This window comes from Roseateles noduli, from assembly GCF_050626985.1.
In the GTDB taxonomy this organism is placed as follows: domain Bacteria; phylum Pseudomonadota; class Gammaproteobacteria; order Burkholderiales; family Burkholderiaceae_C; genus Roseateles; species Roseateles noduli_A.
Genome location: NZ_CP192463.1, coordinates 5,621,219 through 5,640,801 on the forward strand (window position 1 = coordinate 5,621,219; position 19,583 = coordinate 5,640,801).

18 protein-coding genes are annotated in these 19,583 nt (G+C 69.6%); 12 read left to right on the forward strand and 6 right to left on the reverse strand.

Annotated elements, in window-relative coordinates:
• Window positions 1-732 carry an ABC transporter ATP-binding protein gene (locus ACQ4L4_RS24545; protein WP_431101416.1) on the forward strand — a complete coding sequence of 244 codons (732 nt, stop codon included), beginning with the start codon at window positions 1-3 and terminating at the stop codon, window positions 730-732.
• Between the two features lie 123 nt (window positions 733-855).
• Window positions 856-1,974 (forward strand): HDOD domain-containing protein, encoded by a 1,119-nt coding sequence (locus tag ACQ4L4_RS24550; protein ID WP_431101417.1) that lies wholly within the window; start codon window positions 856-858, stop codon window positions 1,972-1,974.
• 34 nt (window positions 1,975-2,008) lie between these two features.
• Here the strand turns inward: ACQ4L4_RS24550 and ACQ4L4_RS24555 are convergent, their stop codons facing one another.
• Together ACQ4L4_RS24555 and ACQ4L4_RS24560 are read right to left on the reverse strand one after the other, a co-directional pair.
• Window positions 2,009-3,625, reverse strand: coding sequence for a glycine betaine ABC transporter substrate-binding protein (locus tag ACQ4L4_RS24555; RefSeq protein WP_431101418.1), 1,617 nt, complete (start codon window positions 3,623-3,625; stop codon window positions 2,009-2,011).
• On the reverse strand, window positions 3,622-4,518 hold the full coding sequence (locus ACQ4L4_RS24560; RefSeq protein ID WP_431101419.1) for a LysR family transcriptional regulator: 897 nt from the start codon (window positions 4,516-4,518) through the stop codon (window positions 3,622-3,624). The genes ACQ4L4_RS24555 and ACQ4L4_RS24560 overlap by 4 nt, the downstream gene beginning before the upstream one ends.
• Before the next feature lie 99 nt (window positions 4,519-4,617).
• Between ACQ4L4_RS24560 and ACQ4L4_RS24565 the strand changes: the two genes are divergently transcribed.
• Window positions 4,618-5,577, forward strand: coding sequence for a DMT family transporter (locus ACQ4L4_RS24565; protein ID WP_431101420.1), 960 nt, complete (start codon window positions 4,618-4,620; stop codon window positions 5,575-5,577).
• A gap of 122 nt (window positions 5,578-5,699) precedes the next feature.
• Window positions 5,700-6,287 (forward strand): hypothetical protein, encoded by a 588-nt coding sequence (locus ACQ4L4_RS24570; protein ID WP_431101421.1) that lies wholly within the window; start codon window positions 5,700-5,702, stop codon window positions 6,285-6,287.
• A 176-nt stretch (window positions 6,288-6,463) separates the two neighbouring features.
• Here the strand turns inward: ACQ4L4_RS24570 and ACQ4L4_RS24575 are convergent, their stop codons facing one another.
• A complete protein-coding gene (locus ACQ4L4_RS24575) occupies window positions 6,464-7,129 on the reverse strand; it encodes a GntR family transcriptional regulator (RefSeq protein WP_431101422.1) in 666 nt (221 codons plus the stop codon).
• 218 nt (window positions 7,130-7,347) lie between these two features.
• Here ACQ4L4_RS24575 and yajC point away from each other — a divergent pair, with 218 nt between their 5' ends.
• The 4 genes from yajC (at window position 7,348) to ACQ4L4_RS24595 (ending at window position 13,247) form a co-directional block, all read left to right on the forward strand.
• Window positions 7,348-7,677, forward strand: a complete 330-nt coding sequence (gene yajC, locus ACQ4L4_RS24580; RefSeq protein WP_431101423.1) for a preprotein translocase subunit YajC — start codon at window positions 7,348-7,350, stop codon at window positions 7,675-7,677.
• Between the two features lie 155 nt (window positions 7,678-7,832).
• Window positions 7,833-9,740, forward strand: coding sequence for a protein translocase subunit SecD (secD, locus tag ACQ4L4_RS24585; protein WP_431101424.1), 1,908 nt, complete (start codon window positions 7,833-7,835; stop codon window positions 9,738-9,740).
• 36 nt (window positions 9,741-9,776) lie between these two features.
• Window positions 9,777-10,811, forward strand: coding sequence for a protein translocase subunit SecF (gene secF, locus ACQ4L4_RS24590; RefSeq protein ID WP_431101425.1), 1,035 nt, complete (start codon window positions 9,777-9,779; stop codon window positions 10,809-10,811).
• Between the two features lie 33 nt (window positions 10,812-10,844).
• The gene (locus ACQ4L4_RS24595; RefSeq protein WP_431101426.1) at window positions 10,845-13,247 is read left to right on the forward strand and encodes a DUF1631 family protein; all 2,403 of its coding nucleotides are present in this window, start codon (window positions 10,845-10,847) and stop codon (window positions 13,245-13,247) included.
• An 89-nt stretch (window positions 13,248-13,336) separates the two neighbouring features.
• Here ACQ4L4_RS24595 and ACQ4L4_RS24600 read toward each other — a convergent pair whose 3' ends face one another.
• The 3 genes from ACQ4L4_RS24600 to ACQ4L4_RS24610 all read right to left on the reverse strand — a co-directional run bounded on the left by ACQ4L4_RS24600 (window position 13,337) and on the right by ACQ4L4_RS24610 (window position 16,235).
• Window positions 13,337-13,789: a DUF494 family protein gene (locus ACQ4L4_RS24600; protein ID WP_067278738.1), complete on the reverse strand. Its 453-nt coding sequence runs from the start codon at window positions 13,787-13,789 to the stop codon at window positions 13,337-13,339.
• A gap of 111 nt (window positions 13,790-13,900) precedes the next feature.
• Entirely contained in the window at window positions 13,901-15,019 is a 1,119-nt protein-coding gene (gene dprA, locus ACQ4L4_RS24605) for a DNA-processing protein DprA (RefSeq protein ID WP_431101427.1), read from the reverse strand.
• A gap of 55 nt (window positions 15,020-15,074) precedes the next feature.
• Window positions 15,075-16,235, reverse strand: a complete 1,161-nt coding sequence (locus ACQ4L4_RS24610) for a LysM peptidoglycan-binding domain-containing protein (RefSeq protein ID WP_431101428.1) — start codon at window positions 16,233-16,235, stop codon at window positions 15,075-15,077.
• Between the two features lie 227 nt (window positions 16,236-16,462).
• Here ACQ4L4_RS24610 and def point away from each other — a divergent pair, with 227 nt between their 5' ends.
• The 4 genes from def to ACQ4L4_RS24630 all read left to right on the forward strand — a co-directional run bounded on the left by def (window position 16,463) and on the right by ACQ4L4_RS24630 (window position 19,566).
• Window positions 16,463-16,975 carry a peptide deformylase gene (gene def, locus ACQ4L4_RS24615; protein ID WP_431101429.1) on the forward strand — a complete coding sequence of 171 codons (513 nt, stop codon included), beginning with the start codon at window positions 16,463-16,465 and terminating at the stop codon, window positions 16,973-16,975.
• An 11-nt stretch (window positions 16,976-16,986) separates the two neighbouring features.
• A complete protein-coding gene (gene fmt / locus ACQ4L4_RS24620) occupies window positions 16,987-17,943 on the forward strand; it encodes a methionyl-tRNA formyltransferase (RefSeq protein ID WP_431105011.1) in 957 nt (318 codons plus the stop codon).
• A 142-nt stretch (window positions 17,944-18,085) separates the two neighbouring features.
• Window positions 18,086-18,931, forward strand: a complete 846-nt coding sequence (gene htpX / locus ACQ4L4_RS24625; RefSeq protein WP_377158055.1) for a zinc metalloprotease HtpX — start codon at window positions 18,086-18,088, stop codon at window positions 18,929-18,931.
• Window positions 18,932-19,113: 182 nt separating this feature from the next.
• Window positions 19,114-19,566, forward strand: a complete 453-nt coding sequence (locus tag ACQ4L4_RS24630; protein WP_431101430.1) for a hypothetical protein — start codon at window positions 19,114-19,116, stop codon at window positions 19,564-19,566.
• Window positions 19,567-19,583 lie beyond the last annotated feature (17 nt).

Genomic DNA, 19,583 nt, shown 5'->3' on the forward strand with positions numbered 1-19,583 from the left:
ATGAGCGAGTTGCTGAAGGTCAGCGGATTGCATGCGGGCTACGGCCGCGCCGAGGTGCTGACGGGCCTGGACCTGCGGCTGCGGGAAGGCGAGGTGGTCACCGTCATCGGTCCGAACGGGGCCGGCAAGAGCACGACGCTGAACGCGCTGATGGGCGTGCTGCCGGCGCGCGGGCAGATCGTCTTCGACGGCGAGGACATCCAGGGCCTCAGCCTCGAGGACCGCGTGATGAAGGGCCTGGCGCTGGTGCCCGAGAAGCGGGAGCTGTTCACGACGATGTCCGTCGAGGACAACCTGGTGCTCGGCGGCTTCCGCCCGATGCGCCTGGGCGTGAAGGGCTGGCGCGACGAGTTGGAGCGCGTCTACACGCTGTTCCCGCGCTTGAAGGAGCGCCGCGCGCAGCTCGCCGGGACGCTGTCCGGCGGCGAGCGCCAGATGCTTGCGGTCGGCCGCGCGCTGATGGCGCGGCCCAAGCTGCTGATGCTCGACGAGCCCAGCCTCGGCTTGGCGCCGCTGATCGTGAAAGAGGTGTTCCGCATCGTCTCGCAGTTGCGCGAGGCGGGCGTCTCCATCCTGCTGATCGAGCAGAACGCCCGCGCCGCGCTCGAAGTCGCCGACTACGGTTACGTGCTGGAGACCGGCGAGATCGCGCTCGAAGGCCAGGCGGCCGATCTGGCGAAGGACCCCCGCGTGATCGAGACCTACCTCGGCGCGAGTCGTCAGCCGCAGTGAGGCCCGCCGCGGCGTGATGAAACGCCGCAAGCCGCCTTTCACACCCCGAATCGGGGGGAGAAGCGTGACGCCCACGAAACACCCGCCCGGGATCGGCCGACCATAATTCGTCGAACTCGCGCCATGGCTCTCCTGTCCTCCCTCCGCAAACTGCTCACCGGCTCCGCCGACACCAGGTCGGCTGGCGGAGCTGCCGCCACGGGCGGAGCATCGAAGGGAGCGCTGCCCGCGCCGTCGCCGGTCCGAGCCGTCGACATCCCGATCCCGCCCGTGCTGTCGTCGGCGTCCTCGCACTCGCAGGGCCCCGGCATGGTCTCGACCCAGACCGCGGTCTACAGCGGCGGCGACATCGTCTTTCCCACGCTCGATGCCTCGCCGGAGTGGCTGCACTTCAGCACCCGGCTGTTCGGGTTGTCACGCCTGAAGGACGTGCCGCCGTCGGCCGGCGAGCAGGGACTGATGCAGCGCCTGCAGGCGCAGCGTGGCTCGCAATGGGCCGACCTGCTGCCTCGCCTGCCCGCCGTGCTGCCGCAGTTGATGCGACTCGTGCGACGCAGCAACGTGTCCTCGACGGAGCTGGTGCAGCTGATGTCGCGCGATCCCAGCCTGGTCGGTGAGCTGATGCGGTTGGCCAACTCGCCGCGTTATCGCACCGAGCGCGAGATCACCGATCTCGCCGGCGCGGTGATGGTGCTTGGCCAGCAGGGCCTGGACCAGCTGGTGATGAGCGTCGCGATGCGCCCCATCTTCCGTCACGGCAAGGGGCGCTACGGCAGCCGCTCCGGCACCTTGCTGTGGGACCTCAGCGAGCGCACCGCGTTCGCCACGGCGCGCCTGGCCAATGCGGGCGACGACGAGTTCTCCGCCTATCTGGCCGGCCTCAGTTCACAACTCGGCCTGATGGCGCTGCTGCGCGCGCTGGACGGGATGTCCGCGCCCTCGGTGCCGCCGCTGGACCGCGAAGGACTGCATCGCCAATTGCTGCCGTTGACGGCCGCCTGGTCGGCGCAGATCGTCGAGCACTGGGGCTTCCCGCCCCAGGTCGCCGAAGCGCTGGCACCCCGCCCGGGCCGGGGCGCGGAGTCCGTCGTGCTCGCGCACCTGGTGCGGCAGGCGCAGGCGGTCGCGCTGCGACAGCTCATGCAGCCGGGGCTGCAGTCCGCGCAGCTGGGGGACTGGTCTCCCGCGCAGCAGCGCTGCTACGCCGACCTGGAACACGAGTTCGCCGCCGGCGAGCCTTGAGCTGCCCGACGTCGCGGGCGATCTCCGCGAGACTTCAGGCCCCGCGGCTTCTGGCCAGTCTCCACGCCATCAGTCCGAACACGCCTTCGAAGAGCAAGGCCAGCGCCGCGGCCGGCAAGGCGCCCGCGAGCAACAAGGTCTGATCGTTCAACGCCAGCCCGGTGACGATGCGTTCCCCATAGCCTCCGGCGCCGATGAAGGCCGCCATGGTGGCGGTCCCGACGGACAGGCTGGTGGCCGTGCGCAGACCCGCGAGCATGACCGGCAAGGCCAGCGGCAGTTGCACTGAACGCAACACCTGGCCCCGCGTGAGGCCCAGCGCCTTCGCGGCGGTGGTCAGGCCCTCGGACACTTCGCTGAGACCGACCGTGCAGTTGCGCAGCACCGGCAACAACGCATAGAGCGTGAGCGCGACCAGCGCCGGCACCGGCCCGATCCGGTTCGTCGCCCAGATCAGGAGCGCCAGCATCGCCAGCGAGGGCACGGTCTGCAGCAGCGCGCAGACGGCCAGCAGCGCCTCGCGCCAGCGCGGCCACGGGTGCAGCGCGACCGCCAGCGGCACGCCGATCAGCGTGGCCAGCGCGACGGATCCCAGGACCAGCGCCAGGTGCTGCACCGTGAGTCGACCGAGATCCGGACCGGCCAATCTCGACCAGAAGTCCGACCCGGCTGGTTCGGCCGGACCGGGGGAAGACGCGGCGGCCGAGGTGGGGGAGCCGGTGGAAAGGGCGGAGGAGGAAGCGGAGGTGGAAGCGGAGGAAGAAGCGGCCGGGGCGGCGGGACCATGGGTCGCCACGAATGCTCGAGCGATCGCGTCGAACGGTTGCCGCTGCACCTCGGCACGCGCATTCATCGCGATCATCGCGGTCTCGTCGATCCGGCCGCGCAACGCCTGCAGCGCCGCCCAGGCGCGCGGATGCCGCTGCGGCAGATCGACGCGATACAGCAACACCGCGTCATAACGCGGGAAGAAGTGCCCGTCGTCGGCGAGTACCGTGAGATCGAGCGCCGCGATCTGCGCGTCGGTCGTGTACACGTCGGTGACATCGATCTGGGCATCGGCAAGCGCGCGGTAGGCGAGCCCGTGATCGAGCCCCGTCGGGGTTTGCGGCAGCGCATAGCGCTTCGACAAGCCGGGCCAGCCGTCCGCGCGGCCCAGGAATTCGTTGCTGAGGCCGAGCTTCAGCGCCGGCTGCCCCTTCAGCTGCGACAGCGCATGGAGACCGAGTTCGCGCGCCTGCGCCGATCGCATCGCCAGCGCGTAGCCGTTGTTGAAGCCGAGCGGCACGCCGATCGCCAGACCGAGCGGGCGCAGTTCCGCCTGCAGTTGATCGAGCGGCGCGCCGGTGGTCGCGTGGCCGAGGATCTCGCGCTCGATCGTGCCCAGGTACTCGGGGTAGACGTCGATGCTGCCGGCCTTCAGCGCTGCGTGGACGATGGCGGTGTTGCCCAAGCCCTGGCGGACCGCCACCTCGGCGGACGGATCGTCGGCGCGCACGGTCTGCGCGAGCACCTCGGCGAGGATGTAGCTCTCCGTGAACCGCTTGGAGCCGATGCGCAGCGGCTCGGCGGCCTGGGCGTGCGGCGCGCCCGTGAGCGCCGCGCAGACCAGCAGGAAAAGGAGCGGCCGCAGCCGGCGGAGCAGCATCATCGGCGCAGCATAGTCGAGCCCGTCCGGCTGCGCGCCAGCGTGCGCAAGACCTGGCCCGCGAAGGCGTCGGCCGCCGCGGAGCCTGCCGAGGCCTTGCTGCGCATCAGCACCACCGACATCGCCGGCAGCGAGGTCGCCGGCGGCATGCCGTGACGCTCGTCGAGCAGCTCCATGCCCTCGGGCACGCTGCAGCGTGTGAACAGCGCGATCGCCAGGCCGCTCTCGACGGCCGCCAGCATGCCGGCCGGGCTGGCGCTGTCGCAGACGATGCGGTGGGGCCGCTTCAATGCCGCCAGCGCCGACAGTGCTGCCTTGCGCGCGAGACTGCCCGATTCGTAGACCGCGACGGGCAAGGGCGTCTGCCGCCACGCCTCGAAGCGCGGCGCGCCGAACCAGGCCAGCGGTTCGTCGAACAGCGGCTGCCCGCGACCGGCGCGATCGCGCGTCACGACCGCCACGTCGACTTCGCCGCGCGACACCCGGGGGATGAGCACCGTCGACTGCTGGCAGACCAGGGTCAGCTCCACCGCCGAGTGCCGGCCCGCGAAGTCGCGCAGTACCGGGGTGAGGTAGGGCAGCGCGTAGTCCTCCGGCACGCCGATGGTGAGGCGGCCGTGCAGCGTCTCGCGCTTGAGTGCCTGGACCGCTTCGTCGTGCTGGGCGATCAGGCGGCGCGCGTGTCCGAGCAACTCGCGTCCGGCCGGCGTCAGATCCAGGCGCCGCGGCGTGCGCACCAGCACGGGCTGTCCCACAGCCCGTTCCAGCTTGGCGATCTGCATGCTCAAGGCCGACTGCGAGCGATGCACCAAGGCACCCGCCGCCGTCAGCGAGCCGCCGTCCACCGCCGCCACGAAGGCGCGCAGCCAGTCCAGTTGAAGGTCGGTCGAGGGCATCAGGTCCTCCGCCCCTCGGGGGCATCCATTCGATTCCGTGATGCTAAGTGTGAAGAGGATTCGCTTTGCCGAATGCGGGCGGCGGCCCAGACTCGTCCCATGTCCACGTCGCTCGCCTCCTCGCCAGAATCTTGTTCCCCGTCTTCGGCGACCGCAGCCGGCGCGGCCCGGCGCCTGCGGGAAGGTCAGGGGCTCATGGTGGGCGGCGGACTGTTGCTCGGCACGATCGGCGTGTTCGTCGAGGAAGCCGCCCAGGACCCCGCCACGACGGTGTGGTTCCGTTGCGTGTTCGGGCTCGCGGCGCTGCTCGTCTGGGGCGCCGCGCGCGGCCAGCTCGGCGAGCTGGTCCGGCTGCGCGGTCGTGCGCTGGGCGCGGTGCTCGTCGTGGGGTTGCTCACGGTCTTGAACTGGGGACTGTTCTTCGCGGCGATCCCGCGCTGCTCGATCGCTGTGTCGACGGTCGTCTTTCATGTGCAACCTTTCTGGCTGATGGCGATGGGCGCCTTCTGGCTGCGCGAACACGTGACGCGCGCGCAGTGGCTGGCAACCGCGATTGCGTTGTGTGGCCTCGCGTTGGCCACCGGCATCGCCGACGAGATGTTCGTGCCCGGCGGCGTCGCCGGCGGAGCCATGCGGTTGCCGGGTTATGCCCTCGGGGTGGGGATGTGCCTGCTCGGGTCGGTGACTTACGCGGCGGCGAGCTTCCTCGCCAAGCTCGAGGCTGAACGCGCGGGATCGTTCGCGCTGTCGGCGGGACAGTGCGTCGTGGGCGCCGTCGTGCTGCTGCCGTGGCCGCTGATGCACGGGCTGCCGGCGTTCGGCGCCGCCTGGAGCTGGTTGGCGGGACTCGGCGTGCTGCACACCGGGCTGGCATATGTCGTGCTGTACGCCGGCATGGCGCGGCTCGGCACCGGGCGCATCGCGGTGTTGCAGTTCGTCTATCCCGGGACGGCCGTGCTGGTCGACTGGGCGGTCTACGGCCGGGCGCTGAGTCTCACGCAGATGGTCGGCGTGGGCCTGATCGGTGCTGCGCTGTGGACCTTGCGGCGCCGCGCCTGAGGAAGCGCCCGCTCCGCGATGGATGCGGTCTGTCCCTCCAGGGATGCAGTTGGTCGCCGCGCGGGCGCTGCGCGATGCACCGGTTCGTACAGTGCATCGCACTTCGAACCAGGGAGCGTCCCGTGATCCAGCCTTCGATCTCCTCGTTGCCTTCCCCGCCGAACTTGTCCTTCGCCCATCGCCCGTGCGCGCGGATGTCGCGCGCGGCACTGCTGGTCGGTGCCGTCACGCTGGCGCTGGGTGCCTGTGCCCAGTCCGCGCCGCCGCCCGCTCAGGAGGGCTTCAGCGCCGGCGTCACCGTGGACGCCAAGGCCGACGGCGTCGACCTCGACACGCCGCTCTATCCCGGCGCCGTGCCCTACAAGGATCGCGACGAGGACAAGTCCAGCGTGCAGATGAGCCTTTGGGGAGGGCTGTTCGGCCTGCAGTTGGCGGCCGGCAAGTTCCAGAGCAAGGACGAGGTCGACCGCGTCGGCAGGTTCTATCGCCGCGCGTTGTCGCGCTACGGCACGCCCTTGGATTGCGGCGCCGCCGATGCCCCGCGCGGCAAGCCGAAGGACGGCGGGCCGCTGACCTGCGACGACGACAAGCCCGATGCGGGTGGGCAGCTCTACAAGGTCGGACTGCCGAAGAACTTCCGCGTGGTGTCGGTGAAGCCGCTGCCGGACGGCACGACGCAGATCAGCGTCGCCCGCGTCCGCTTCCGGTGAGCAGCCCCGGCAGGACCGCCGTGAGGCGCGGCCCGGGCCTGCTTCGCAAGCGGGCCAAGCCCCGGCCGGCGCCCTCGCCGCCACCCGCCGCGGCGGCTGGCGACGAGGATTCCGGCAGGCCGCCTCTCAGCGCGCCGCCCGCGCGTCGTTCCAGCGGGTCGTGACGGCCAGGCCCTTCAGGCGATCACCTGCTGCGTGAAGGCGCGCAGATGATCCATCAGGACGTCCGAGGCCAGCGCGGCCGCCTCGCCGTCCCCGCCCGCGATCGCCTCGGCCAGGCGCTGATGCGCGCGCGCCCCGATGGCCACGTCGCCCAGGTGCCGGTACGCGTACCAGAAGCGCCGGCACTGGATGATCATCGGCAGCACCGCCGCCACCGCGTAGCGGTTGCGGCAGGCCGCGTGGTTGACCCGGTCCAGCGCCTGGTCCACCCGCATGTAGGCCTCAAGGTTGTGGCGTTCGGCGGCCTCGGCCATCAGGGCCGCGCAGGCCAGCAGTTCCGCGCGCTGCGCCGGCGACGCCCGCCGGGCCGAGCAGCACGCGATCAGCCGCTCCAGCGGCCGGCGTGCTTCCAGCAGGTCCAGATGTTCCGCCAGCGGCATGTCGCTGACCAGCAGGCCGCGCCGCGGCTGCTGGGCGATCAGGCCGCTGGCGACCAGCCGCATCAGCGCCTCGCGCGTCGGTGTCCTGCCCAGGCCGATCCTGGCGATCAGTTCGGTCTCCACCACCGGCGCGCCCGGGCGCAGCTGCAAGGTGGCGATCAGCGTCTCGATCGCGTCGTAGGCCTGATCCGCCTGCCGGCGTTTGTCGACGTCCTGCAGCTCAAGGGTGTCCGAAGTCATGGGCGCGGATCATCGCAGGTCCGGCATGCGGGCAATCCCTGGGGCCGGACCGGATTGAGTTTGCGCAGGTCAACCCCAGTTAAATCCGCGTCCGGCAGGTGCCGGGCCGGCCGGATGGGCCGCATACAATCACCGGTTCTTCCGTACGCCAGGACCTCGTGTCCGGCGGCGCTCCGGCCCCCGGGTCGGCGCCAACGCAATTCCTGAGGGATATCGACGTGTTTATTTCCAACGCTTTTGCCCAGACCGCGGGTGCCGCCTCGTCCGACCCGACCGGCGGCTTCCTGCAGATGCTGCCCCTGGTGGCTGTCTTCGTCGTCATGTACTTCGTGATGATCCGTCCCCAGATGAAGCGCCAGAAGGAGCACAAGACGATGGTCGAAGCCCTGGCCAAGGGCGACGAGGTCATCACCGGCGGCGGCATGCTCGGCAAGGTCGTCAAGATCGGCGAGCAGTACCTGACCGTCGAGATCGCCTCCGGCGTCGAGATCCAGGTCCAGCGCACGTCCGTTGTGCAGGTCCTGCCCAAAGGCACCGTCTCGAAATAATTCGAAACCCCGACCCGGGGCGGCCGCGTTCGGCGTGACCGCTCCCTGACGACCCGGCCCGTGCGACGCACGCGCCGGGTCGGTTTTCAGAGGCGCCCGCCGACCCGATGCCCCGCATCGGCCGACGCGTTGCCTGGTTTGCAGAGGATCTCCTCATGAACCGTTATCCGCTGTGGAAGTACGCGCTGCTCGTCGTGGCGTTGCTGGTCGGCCTGATCTACACGCTGCCCAACCTGTTCGGCGAAGCGCCGGCGGTGCAGGTGTCCAGCGCCAAGGTCGTCGTCAAGATCGACGACACCGTCCGTCAGCGCGTCGAGCAGGCGATCACGCAGGCCGGCGTCACGCCCGACTTCGTGCATCTGGAAGGCAGCTCGATCCGCGCCCGCTTCCATGACACCGACGCCCAGATCAAGGCCAAGGACGCGATCGCGAAGGCCCTGAACGGCAACGAGACGTCCGACCCCACCTACATCGTCGCGCTGAACCTGGTGTCGCGCTCGCCGGCCTGGCTGACCGCGCTGCACGCGTTCCCGATGTACCTGGGCCTGGACCTGCGCGGCGGCGTGCACTTCCTGATGCAGGTCGACATGAAGTCGGCGCTGACGAAGAAGGCCGAGTCGATGGCCTCCGACGTCCGCACGATGCTGCGCGACAAGACCATCCGCCATGCCGGCGTCACCCGCGAGGGCAACGACGTCGCCATCAACTTCCGCGACGAGGCCACCCGCACGCAGGCGCAGAACCTGCTGCGCGACCAGGTGCCCGACTTCGCGTGGGTGCCGTCCGGCGCCGGCACCGAGCTGCGCCTGACCGGCTCGCTGACGCCGCAGGCGGTGATCGCCGTCCAGGACGCCGCGATCAAGCAGAACATCACCACGCTGCACAACCGCGTCAACGAGCTGGGCGTCGCCGAGCCGGTGATCCTGCAGCAGGGCCGCGACCGCGTCGTCGTCCAGTTGCCGGGCGTGCAGGACACGGCCAAGGCCAAGGACATCATCGGCCGCACCGCGACGCTGGAGATGCGCATGGTCGACGACAGCGCCGAGGCCCAGGCCGCGCTGGCGGGCACCGGTCCCGTGCCGTTCGGCACCGAGCGCTTCACCGAGAAGGACGGCGTCACGCCGATCATCGTCAAGCGCCAGGTCGTCGTCACCGGCGACAACCTGAACGACGCGCAGCCGAGCTTCGACGAGAACCACCAGCCCTCCGTGACGCTGAAGATGGACGCCAAGGGCGCCCGCATCATCAAGGACGTCTCGCGCGAGAGCATCGGCAAGCGCCTGGCGATCCTGCTGTTCGAGAAGGGCAAGGGTCAGGTCGTGACCGCGCCGGTCATCCGCGGGGAGCTGGGCAACAGCTTCTCGATCACCGGCGGCGCCATGTCCACGCAGGAAGCCAGCGACACCGCGCTGCTGCTGCGCGCCGGCTCGCTGGCCGCGCCGATGGAGATCATCGAGGAACGCACCATCGGCCCGTCGCTGGGCAAGGACAACATCGACAAGGGCATCGCGTCGGTGACCTGGGGCTTCATCGCGGTGGCCGTCTTCATGTGCCTGTACTACATGATGTTCGGCGTGTTCTCCGCGGTGGCCCTGGGCTTCAACCTGCTGCTGCTGCTGGCGGTGCTGTCGATGCTGCAGGCCACGCTGAGCCTGCCGGGCATCGCGGCGATCGCGCTGGTGCTGGGCATGGCCATCGACGCCAACGTGCTGATCAACGAGCGGGTGCGCGAGGAACTGCGCGCCGGCCTCGCGCCGCAGCAGGCGATCCATGCCGGCTATGAACGCGCCTGGGCGACCATCCTGGACTCCAACGTGACCACGCTGATCGCGGGCCTGGCGCTGCTGGCCTTCGGCTCGGGTCCGATCAAGGGCTTCGCGGTGGTGCACTGCCTGGGCATCATCACCTCGATGATCTCGTCGGTGATGTTCTCGCGCGCGCTGGTCAACCTCTGGTACGGCGGCCGCAAGCGGCTGAAGTCCGTGTCCATCGGCACCGTCTGGAAACCCGGCACGACCGCGGTCCCGGCTGAATCGGCGGCCGAAGCCGTCGAGGCCAAGTAACAACGGCTGCGGCCCCCTTAGCGAGCGCACAACGCCATGGAATTCTTCCGAATCAAACGGGACATCCCGTTCATGAAACACGCGTTGATCCTCAACGCCGTGTCCTTCCTCACCTTCGTCGCCGCGGTGTTCTTCCTGGTCACGAAGGGCCTGCACTTCTCGATCGAGTTCACCGGCGGCACGGTGGTCGAGGTCCAGTACGCGCAGGCCGCCGACATCAACAAGACGCGTCACACCGTCGAGCAGATGGGCTTCGGCGAGATCCAGGTGACCAACTTCGGTACCTCGCGCGACGTCATGATCCGGCTGCCGGTCAAGCCCGACGTCAAGCAGGACGTGCTGGTCAGCCGCGTGTTCACCGAGCTGTGCAAGTCCGAGAACGGCAATGTCGTCGAGCACCAGGAAGTCACGCCGCAGGGCGAGGCGGTGACCCGCCAGGCCTGCGCGGTCGGCACCGCCGAACCGCTGAAGCTGACCCGCAGCGAGGTGGTCGGCCCGTCGGTCGGCGCCGAGCTGGCGCACGACGCCGCCTACGCGCTGTGCTTCACCGTCATCGGCATCATGCTGTACCTGGCCTTCCGCTTCGAGTGGAAGTTCGCCGTGGCCGGCATCATCGCCAACCTGCACGACGTGGTCATCATCCTGGGCTTCTTCGCCTACTTCCAGTGGGAGTTCTCGCTGGCGGTGCTGGCGGCGATCCTGGCGGTGCTGGGCTACTCGGTGAACGAGTCGGTGGTCATCTTCGACCGGATCCGCGAGGCCTTCCGGAAATACCGCAAGCTCAACACCCACGAGGTCATCGACCACGCGATCACGTCCACGATCAGCCGCACGATCATCACGCACGGCTCGACGCAGATGATGGTGCTGTCGATGCTGCTGTTCGGCGGCCCGACGCTGCACTACTTCGCGGTGGCGCTGACGATCGGCATCCTGTTCGGCATCTACTCGTCGGTCTTCGTGGCCGCGGCGATCGCGATGTGGCTGGGCGTCAAGCGCGAGGACCTGGTCAAGACCGGCCCCGCCAAGCAAGGCGACCCGGATGACCCCAACGCGGGCGCGGTGGTGTAGTAGAGTCATCCGCACTCCTCAAACTCGAGCTCGATGACCGCCGCCGACGCAAGATCCCAGGCCCTGGCTTCGCAAGCGCGGCGCGTCCACACGGAGGTGCTGCTGCGAGGGCTGCCCGCCATGGTGGCGGTCCTGACCACGGCGGTGCAGGACCAGCTCGCGCAGCCGGCCGAGCACGCGTTGCAGATGGCCCGCCGAGACGCCTTCGAGGCGTGGCAGCGCGCCTCGACCCCCTGGCACGCGCGGCTGGGCAAGTCGCTGCGGCACGCGTACCACCACGGTGCGGGCGATTCGCGATCGGCCTCGTTGTCGTCGCGCCCGCAGAACCTGACCCTCGTCAGCGACGACACGATCGAGCGCGAGATCATTGCCTCCCGCCTGGCGCTGGCGATGATGGACAAGGCCAGCTGGGAATTCAGCGACCTGCGCAACCGGATGCAGTCGCTGGAGCGCGTCGAGGACCTCCAGCAGCAGGATCTGCTGCGCGCGCAGGTGCTGGCGCGACTGGTGCTCGATGCCTGGTTCGAGGCCGGTCTGAGCAGCTCCGTCTGGCAGATGCTGCAGCGTTGGTTGCACCATGAGTTCTCCCAGCTCCTGAACGAGGCCTATCACGAGGCCAACCACTGGCTGATCCAGCAGGGCGTGATGCCCGAGGTGGACCTGCGCCCCTTCATCCGTCGCAACGCGCCGGCAGGGGTCATGACGCAGGCCGCGCCGCTGGGGCCGGCCCAGGGGCCGGGACAGGCGCATGGCGGCATCGCGCCGCAGGCGGCGCAGGTGGCCGTTCCGGCGGGTCCGGCGGGGACGCCGGCCAGCCAGTCGGCCCAGCAGGTGATGGCGCAATTGCAGCGCGTGCTCGCGCGGCATGTGCCGGAACTGGCGCAGCCGCAGGCCCAGGCGCCGTCGCGTTCCGGCATGCCGGGGGCGGGACCGGCGACGCGCAGCGGATTGCCCGCCGCACCGGCCGGTCCGGCAACGATGTCCGGCCATCCGGGCGGGCACTCGGCCGGGCATGCGGGCGGTCCGGCGACGCGTACCGGTTCGCCACGGCTGACCGCCGCGATCAATCACGCGCAGGAAGCGGTGCAGCGCCGCGCGGACAAGGTCGCGACGGTCGATCAGCAGCTGACGGCGCCGCAGGCACTCGACGAGATCCGCCACCGCAACCAGGCGCTGAAGCAGGTCCTGAAGAACGCCGCCGACACACCGGCCGAGCGCGCCACGATCGAACTGGTCGCGCTGCTGTTCCAGGCTATCCTGCAGGAAGAACGCATTCCGCCGGCGATCCGCGTCTGGTTCGCGCGGCTGCAGATGCCGGTGTTGCGCGTGGCCGTCGGCGAGCCCGACTTCTTCGCCACGGACGACCATCCCGCGCGCCGCCTGATCGACCGGATGGGCTCATGCGTCATGGGCTTCAGCACCTCCACCGCCGAGATCGGCGATGCGCTGGAGCGCGAGATCAAGCGCGTGGTGCAGGTCGTCGAGGCCTACCCCGACACCGGCAGACGTGTCTTCCAGACGGTGCTGACCGAGTTCGAGAAATTCCTCGATCACTACTTCGAGCAGGAGAACGAGGTCTCGAAGAAGGGCGTGTCGCTCGCGCAGCAGGTCGAGCAGCGCGAGACGCTGGCGATCCAGTACACGATCGAACTGCGCAAGATGCTGTCCGAGGTCCCGGTGCAGGATGGCGTGCGCGACTTCCTGTTCCAGGTCTGGGCCGATGTGCTGGCGGTGACGGGCGTGCGTTACGGTCCCCAGGCCGAGCAGACCAAGGCGATGAAGCGTGCCGCGGCCGACCTGATCTGGTCCGCGAGCGCGAAGGTCTCCCGCGAGGACCGGGCCGAGGTGATCCGTCGCCTGCCGCCGCTGCTGAAGACGCTGCGCGACGGCATGGGTCACGCGGGCCTCAGCCATGAGCGCCAGGACGAACACATCCGGTCGCTGAACAACGCACTGGCCGCCGCGTTCACCGCCAAGACCGCGGCGATCCCGCGCGAGCGGCTGGACGACCTGATGAGCCAGCTCGAGACGCTGGAGGCGATGCTCCCGTCGCCCGAGTCCGGCGAGATCAACGAGACGCTGGTGCGCGACCTGTCCAGCCACGAATGCGACGGGCTGGAAGTGGTCGCCGAGGGCGGCGCGGCGCCGACATCGGCGATGTTGGCGTGGGCGCGCGAGTTGCAGGTCGGCAGTTGGTACATGCTCGACTACCGCGGCCGGGTCGAGCCGGTCCAGCTTGTCTGGCGCGGGCTGCGCCATCACCTGATCCTGTTCGTCTCGCCGCAAGGGCGGGGCGTGCTGTTCCAACTGAGCCGGCTGGCCGCGTTCCTGCAGGCCGGGCTGATGCTGCCGGCGCAGGACGAATCGCTCACCGTGAAGGCGACGCGCAACGCGCTCGCGAAGCTCGAAGTCGACCCGAGCCGCCTGCTGGCCTGAGTCAGGCCGGCGTTCCACACGCCCATGAAAAAACCGGCGCCGCGATGCGGGGCCGGTTCTGCTTTCTGCGCCAGCTGGAAGCCCGCGGATCAGTGGATCAGGCGCTCTTCCGGCGCGACGAACAACTCGTCGAGGATCAGCGCATCGGGCTCTTCGCCCAGGCTCCAGAACACCATCAGCACGATGATCTTCAGGTCTTCGAGGTCGAGCGGGCCGCCGGGGATGGCCATCGCGCGATCGATCACCATCTCTCGCATGGCGGTCGGCAGCACGCCGGCCGAGGCCAGGAAGCTGATGAACCCCATCGAGCTCTCACCCAGGTGTTCCTGCTCATCGCGCGTGTAGACGCGCATGCTGCGTTCGCCGGGCTCGCCGTGATGGGATTCGGCAGCGCCGGCCAAGCCGTCCAGCCACGACAGGGCGTCGCGGATCTCGTCGTCTTCGAACCCGACCGCCGACAGTTTCCGGGTCAGCTGTGCGTGATCCGGGCAGGCGTCGGGCCGCCAATAGGTTTCGTACAGGTAGACGAGGACGTCAAACATGGCGGGGATGATAACCGACGCCCCGAAAGCCCTTCCTCCCGAAATGAACGGTCCGGCGCATGGAATTCCTCCTTCCAGAACGCTGGAACGCGTTCTTGACGGGATCGGGATTCACGTCGTGCGGCGGCGTTGGAAAAGCGCGCCGGGCAGCCGGGCGACGCGACCGTCCAGCTCCAGGTCCAGCAGCGTCGCGTTGAGCTCGTCCTGCGGCCAACCGCTGCGCTGCGAGAGCTGCTCCAGGGACACCGTGTCCCGCCCGATCGCGCGCAGGAGGGGGTGATCGACGTCCGCTTCCACGGCCTCGGGCGCCGGCGCGCTCTCGGGTTCCAGGTCGAGCGGCGCCGTACGGGGCAGCCCGCCGGTGGGGAGTTCGTTGAGTAGGTCGTCCAACTCCTGGACCAGGCAGGCGCCCTGCTTGAGCAGGTAGTGGCAACCCTTGGATTGCGGCGCATGGATGGGGCCTGGCACCGCAAAAACTTCCCGACCCGCCTCGGACGCCTGCCGCGCGGTGATGAGCGATCCCGACTTCAGGGCGGCCTCGACCACCAGGCAGCCCTCCGACAGTCCCGCGATGATGCGATTGCGTTGCGGAAAATTCGGCGCCATCGGGGGCGTGCCGACGAAGTACTCGCTCACCAGCAGCCCGCGTCGCGCGACGTGGCGGGAGAGATCCGCATGATCCAGCGGGTACACCTGGTCCGGCCCGGTGCCGAGGACCGCGATCGTGCTGCCTCGTGTGTTCAGCGCGGCCTCATGCGCGGCGCCGTCGATGCCTTGGGCCAGTCCGGAAACGACGCAGAACCCCGCTTCGCCGAGGCCGGCGGCGAAGTACCGCGCGTTCTCGTCGCCTTGCGGGCTGGGACGCCGGCTGCCGACGACGGCGACGCAGCGTTCGCTGAGCAGCTCGCGCCGGCCGTCCAGATAGAGCATCAGCGGCGGATCGGCCGTGTGCAGCAGAGGCAGGGGGTAGTCCGGTGCGCCCAGCAGCAGGATCGAGCGGCGCTCGCCGCTCGACAGCCAGTCTTCGGTGCGTCGGACCAGCCGGTCAAGCTGGTCCGGGCCTTTCGCCAGCAGCGTGGCTTCCTCCGGAGCAAGTGCGGCGCCCCAGCCGGCGCGGCCGGCCCTGAGGACGGCGCCCGGTGCGCCGTGGCGCGCGAGCAGCCGCCGGGCGGCGCCGCGCGAGACGCAGGACAGCAGATGAAGCCAGTCGCGCAGTTCGTCGTGGCTCATCCGTGCGGTCCTCGGGACGACCTGATCCGGAGAGCCGCCGCGCTGACCGCCGTGATTACGGCTGCGTGAACCGGTCGCCCGGGACGACCGGTTCCTGGACCGACAGGATCAGCGCGTACGACACGCGGTCGAAGACCTGGAAGACGAACAGCTGGCCGTGACGCTCGTCGGGCAGCCGGATCTCTTCGCGGCGCGCGGTGGTGGGATCGCGCACGACGCGACCCGCGTGCCACAGCGCCAGCACGTGACCGCGCTCGAGACCGTCGCGCTTGCCCTTGTTCAGCGCCACGATCTGGTTCTGGCCGGCGGTGATCGCATCGCCGTAGACCGAGATGATGGAGCCGTTGATGGGGCCTTGTGGCGCATGGGGCACGTAGCTCGTGTAGCCGCGCTCCGGCACCGGGGCCAGGCGGTCGCCCGGCTGTGCCTCGATGCGGTTCAGCGTCATCGTCAACGTCGCGGGGACTTCGTTCTTCGTGCCGCCGCCGCTGCCCGGGCGGGTCAGGTCGGCGGTGCCGACGTAGACGGCTTCATAACCCAGCACTTCCTTGGTCACCGGATCGCGCAGCGGGCGCGGCTCGCGGAAGATGCGGAAGGCATTCGCATCAGGCGGCAGGTTGCCGCGGGCGTAGGCCAGGTCGCCCTTGCTCATCCAGACGCGGTTTTCCTGCGCCGAGACGATCCGCGGCGCGGTGTCCAGGTCATTGCCGTTGAGCACCACCGCCTCGTTGAGGAAGGGCTCGATCAGGTGTTGCGGGATCGCGGCGATGGAGCCGTCGTACAGCGACTCGGAGCGGACGCGGGGCGACAGCTTCACCGTGCCGCCGGGGCCGCCGGCGCCCACGTCGCGGCCCAGCTGGAGGCGGGCGCGGCCGTCGGCCTTGATCAGCATCAGCACCTGGCCGGGGTAGATCAGGTGGGGGTTGCGGATCTGGTCGTTGTTCATGCCCCAGAGCTCGGGCCAGCGCCACGGGCTCTTCAGGAAGATGCCCGAGATGGCCCACAGCGTGTCGCCTGCCTTGACCGTGTACGTGTCGGGGGCGTTGGGCGCCAGCTCCGACAGGGGCACGCCGGCCTGGGCGACCTGCTGCGCCGTCTGGCGCTGTCCCTGGGTGATGGGGAAGTCCCCCGCCGCGAACGACGGCGCGGCGGCAAAGGTGCCCGCCAGCAGGGCTGCAGAAATCATCGTCAAGCCCAGCGGCCGCCTTTGCGTCATTACTTGTTCTCCGCGCGCCGAGATCGAAGGCCCCTCGTGGCCAATGGCGCTTTTGTGACGAGGGCCAGACTGACCGCCAAATCGGCGAAAATCAACCGTCTCGCTGGCGGCGATTCTGCCCCGGTTCAGGGGGCCCGGCAATGAACCGGCCCGCCCTCCCTTGCAAGCCCTTACAAACCGGCGTTGTGCGCTGTCCACAGCGGCTCACCGCGCCTCGCGTCCTCACCATGGCGAAACTTTCCATTCTTCGATACCCCGATCCACGCCTGCACACGGTGGCCAAGCCCATCGCCGCGGTCGACGACCGCCTGCGCAAGCTGGCCGACGACATGCTGGAGACGATGTACGACGCCGACGGCGTCGGCCTGGCCGCCACGCAGGTGGACGTGCACGAGCGCCTGCTGGTGATGGATGTCTCCGAGGAGCGCAACCAGCCGCTGGTGCTGATCAACCCGGAGCTCGTCGCGCGCAGCGAGGAGATGATGGAAGGCGAGGAGGGCTGCCTCTCCGTGCCGACCATCTACGACAAGGTCATGCGCCACAAGAAGGTCACCGTCCAGGCGCTGGACCGCGACGGCCACACCTTCCAGTTCGATGCCGAAGGTCTGCTGGCCGTCTGCGTGCAGCATGAGATGGACCACCTCGCCGGCAAGGTGTTCGTCGAGTACCTGAGCCCGCTGAAGCGCGAGCGCATCAAGACCAAGCTGGTGAAGAAGGCCCGCGAGGACGCGAAGCACTGATGGCCTCGGCTCTGCGCGTCGCCTTCGCGGGCACTCCCGAATTCGCCGCCGTGGCGCTGCAGGCGCTGCTGGACGCCGGCTTCGAGGTCCCGCTGGTGCTGAGCCAGCCCGACCGCCCCGCCGGCCGGGGCATGAAGCTGCAGGCCTCACCGGTGAAGCAGCTGGCCGTGTCGCGCGGCATCGCCGTGGCCCAGCCGCGCAGCCTGCGGCTCGACGGCAAGTTCCCCGACGAGGCCGAGGCCGGCCGGCAGGCGCTGGCCGACGCCCGCCCGGACGTGCTGATCGTTGCCGCCTACGGCCTGATCCTGCCGAAGTGGGTGCTGGAACTGCCGCGACTGGGTTGCCTGAACATCCACGGCTCGATCCTGCCGCGCTGGCGCGGCGCCGCGCCGATCCACCGCGCCATCGAGGCCGGCGACGCCGAGACCGGCATCACCATCATGCAGATGGACGAGGGCCTGGACACCGGCGACATGCTGCTGCTCGAGCGGCTGCCGATCGCCGCGGCGGACACGACCGCGACGTTGCACGACAAGCTGGCGACGCTCGGCGGCCGGCTGATCGTCGAGGCGCTGGAACTCGCCGCCTGCGGCGGTTTCCATCCGGTGAAGCAGCCCGAGGCGGGCGTCACCTACGCCCACAAGATCGAGAAGGCCGAGAGCCAGATCCGCTGGACCGACGACGCCGCGCAGATCGCGCGCCGGCTGCGGGCGTTCGATCCTTTCCCGGGCGGCGTCGCGCAGCTCGACGGCGAGGCGGTGAAGATCTGGCGTGCCGAGGTCGTCGAGGCGCAAGGCGCGCACGGCGAGCCGGGCCAGGTGCTGGCGGTCTCGCCGGACGGCCCGGTCGTCGCCTGCGGCGCTGGCAGCGTCCGGCTGACCGAACTCCAGCGTGCCGGTGGCAAGCGCCTGCCTGCCGCCGCCTTCCTGCAGGCGCGGCCGCTGCAGGTCGGTATCCGCTTCGCTTAACCCTGGCTGAATCGTCGGTCAAACCGGGCCGGCCCCGGCTTGAACCGGGCCGCCTTGCCGTCACATGGGTCATCGGGACGGTGTACTGTCCGGGTGAGTTTCCCTTCGCGGCTCCGGCCGCTGTTTTCGAGGAGTGATTGCAATGTTCAACCTGATGAAGACCGCCATCCTGATGGCCGCCATCACCGCGCTGTTCATGGCGATCGGCTCCCTGCTGGGTGGCCAGACGGGCATGCTGATCGCACTGGTCGTCGCGGTGGGGATGAACTTCTTCAGCTACTGGTTCTCCGACAAGCTGGTGCTGAAGATGTACAACGCCCAGGAAGTCGATGAGCGCAGCGCGCCGCAGTTCTACAACATGGTCAAGGAGCTGGCCGCGCGCGCCCAACTGCCGATGCCCAAGGTCTACCTGATCGAGGAGAACGCCCCGAACGCGTTCGCCACCGGCCGCAATCCGGAGCATGCCGCGGTCGCCGCGACCACCGGCATCCTGCGCGTGCTGTCCGAGCGCGAACTGCGCGGCGTGATGGCGCACGAGCTGGCCCACGTGAAGCACCGCGACATCCTGATCTCGACGATCAGCGCGACCATGGCCGGCGCGATCTCGATGCTGGCGAACTTCGCGATGTTCTTCAGCCCGCGCGACAGCGAAGGCCGCCCGGCCAACCCGATCGTCGGCCTGCTGGTGGCGATCCTGGCGCCGATCGCGGCCTCGCTGATCCAGATGGCGATCAGTCGTGCCCGCGAGTTCGAGGCGGACCGCGGCGGTGCCGAGATCTCCGGCGACCCGCAGGCGCTGGCGACCGCGCTGGACAAGATCCACCGCTACGCGCAGGGTATCCCGCTGGAGACCACCGAGCGCCATCCGGAAACGGCGCAGATGATGATCATGAATCCGTTGTCCGGCGGTGGCATCCGGGGGCTGTTCAGCACCCACCCGTCGACCGAGGAGCGCATCGAGCGCCTGATGGCGATGGCCCGCCGCTGAGCGTCACCGACCCGGGCGATGCCGGGGCGCGCGCTGGCGACCCCCGGTGCCGGAACCTCGAAACACCGCCTCCGGGCGGTGTTTTTCATTGGATCGGGGGTGACGGGGTCGACGGCACAATGGCCCGATACCGCTGGTGCGCCTGTTTCAAGCGCCTGTCCCCGGCGGCCGAAAAGGACAGCATGAAGGCCTCTTCCCGTTCCCTGACCGCCTTGGCGGCGCTGCTCGGCGCCGCCGCGCTGCTGGCCGGCTGCGATCAGCTCGGCATCGAGGATCCCGCCAAGGTCGCGGCCGCCAAGCAGGCCGAGGGCAAGGCCATCGGCGGCGCCTGCCGCAACGCGCTGCGCGCCATCGAGGACTGCTACGCCCTGAACCCCAAGGCCCAGAAGGCGGCCGTCTACGACGGCTGGCGGGAGATGGACGAGTACATGCGCGAGAACAAGCTCGAGGGCACGCGTCCGCTGGTCGCGAACCCGCAGGCCAGCCGGCCCGGCGCCGCCGAGTCGGATGACGAGGAGGAATCGCCGCGCTCTGCCAAAGGGCAGGTCGGCGAGAACGCCCCGGACAAGCCCGCCGACAAGACGGCGGACAAGACGTCAGACAAGACCTCGGACAAGGGCAAGGGCGGTCGTTGAGCCCCGCCCGCTGCATT

Coding starts and splice junctions, on each gene's coding strand:
- ACQ4L4_RS24545 (WP_431101416.1), top strand. CDS start 1: ATGAGCGAGTTGCTGAAGGTCAGCGGATTGCATGCGGGCTACGGCCGC.
- ACQ4L4_RS24550 (WP_431101417.1), top strand. CDS start 856: ATGGCTCTCCTGTCCTCCCTCCGCAAACTGCTCACCGGCTCCGCCGAC.
- ACQ4L4_RS24555 (WP_431101418.1), bottom strand. CDS start 3,625: ATGATGCTGCTCCGCCGGCTGCGGCCGCTCCTTTTCCTGCTGGTCTGC.
- ACQ4L4_RS24560 (WP_431101419.1), bottom strand. CDS start 4,518: ATGCCCTCGACCGACCTTCAACTGGACTGGCTGCGCGCCTTCGTGGCG.
- ACQ4L4_RS24565 (WP_431101420.1), top strand. CDS start 4,618: ATGTCCACGTCGCTCGCCTCCTCGCCAGAATCTTGTTCCCCGTCTTCG.
- ACQ4L4_RS24575 (WP_431101422.1), bottom strand. CDS start 7,129: ATGACTTCGGACACCCTTGAGCTGCAGGACGTCGACAAACGCCGGCAG.
- secD (WP_431101424.1), top strand. CDS start 7,833: ATGAACCGTTATCCGCTGTGGAAGTACGCGCTGCTCGTCGTGGCGTTG.
- secF (WP_431101425.1), top strand. CDS start 9,777: ATGGAATTCTTCCGAATCAAACGGGACATCCCGTTCATGAAACACGCG.
- ACQ4L4_RS24595 (WP_431101426.1), top strand. CDS start 10,845: ATGACCGCCGCCGACGCAAGATCCCAGGCCCTGGCTTCGCAAGCGCGG.
- ACQ4L4_RS24600 (WP_067278738.1), bottom strand. CDS start 13,789: ATGTTTGACGTCCTCGTCTACCTGTACGAAACCTATTGGCGGCCCGAC.
- dprA (WP_431101427.1), bottom strand. CDS start 15,019: ATGAGCCACGACGAACTGCGCGACTGGCTTCATCTGCTGTCCTGCGTC.
- ACQ4L4_RS24610 (WP_431101428.1), bottom strand. CDS start 16,235: ATGACGCAAAGGCGGCCGCTGGGCTTGACGATGATTTCTGCAGCCCTG.
- def (WP_431101429.1), top strand. CDS start 16,463: ATGGCGAAACTTTCCATTCTTCGATACCCCGATCCACGCCTGCACACG.
- htpX (WP_377158055.1), top strand. CDS start 18,086: ATGTTCAACCTGATGAAGACCGCCATCCTGATGGCCGCCATCACCGCG.
- ACQ4L4_RS24630 (WP_431101430.1), top strand. CDS start 19,114: ATGAAGGCCTCTTCCCGTTCCCTGACCGCCTTGGCGGCGCTGCTCGGC.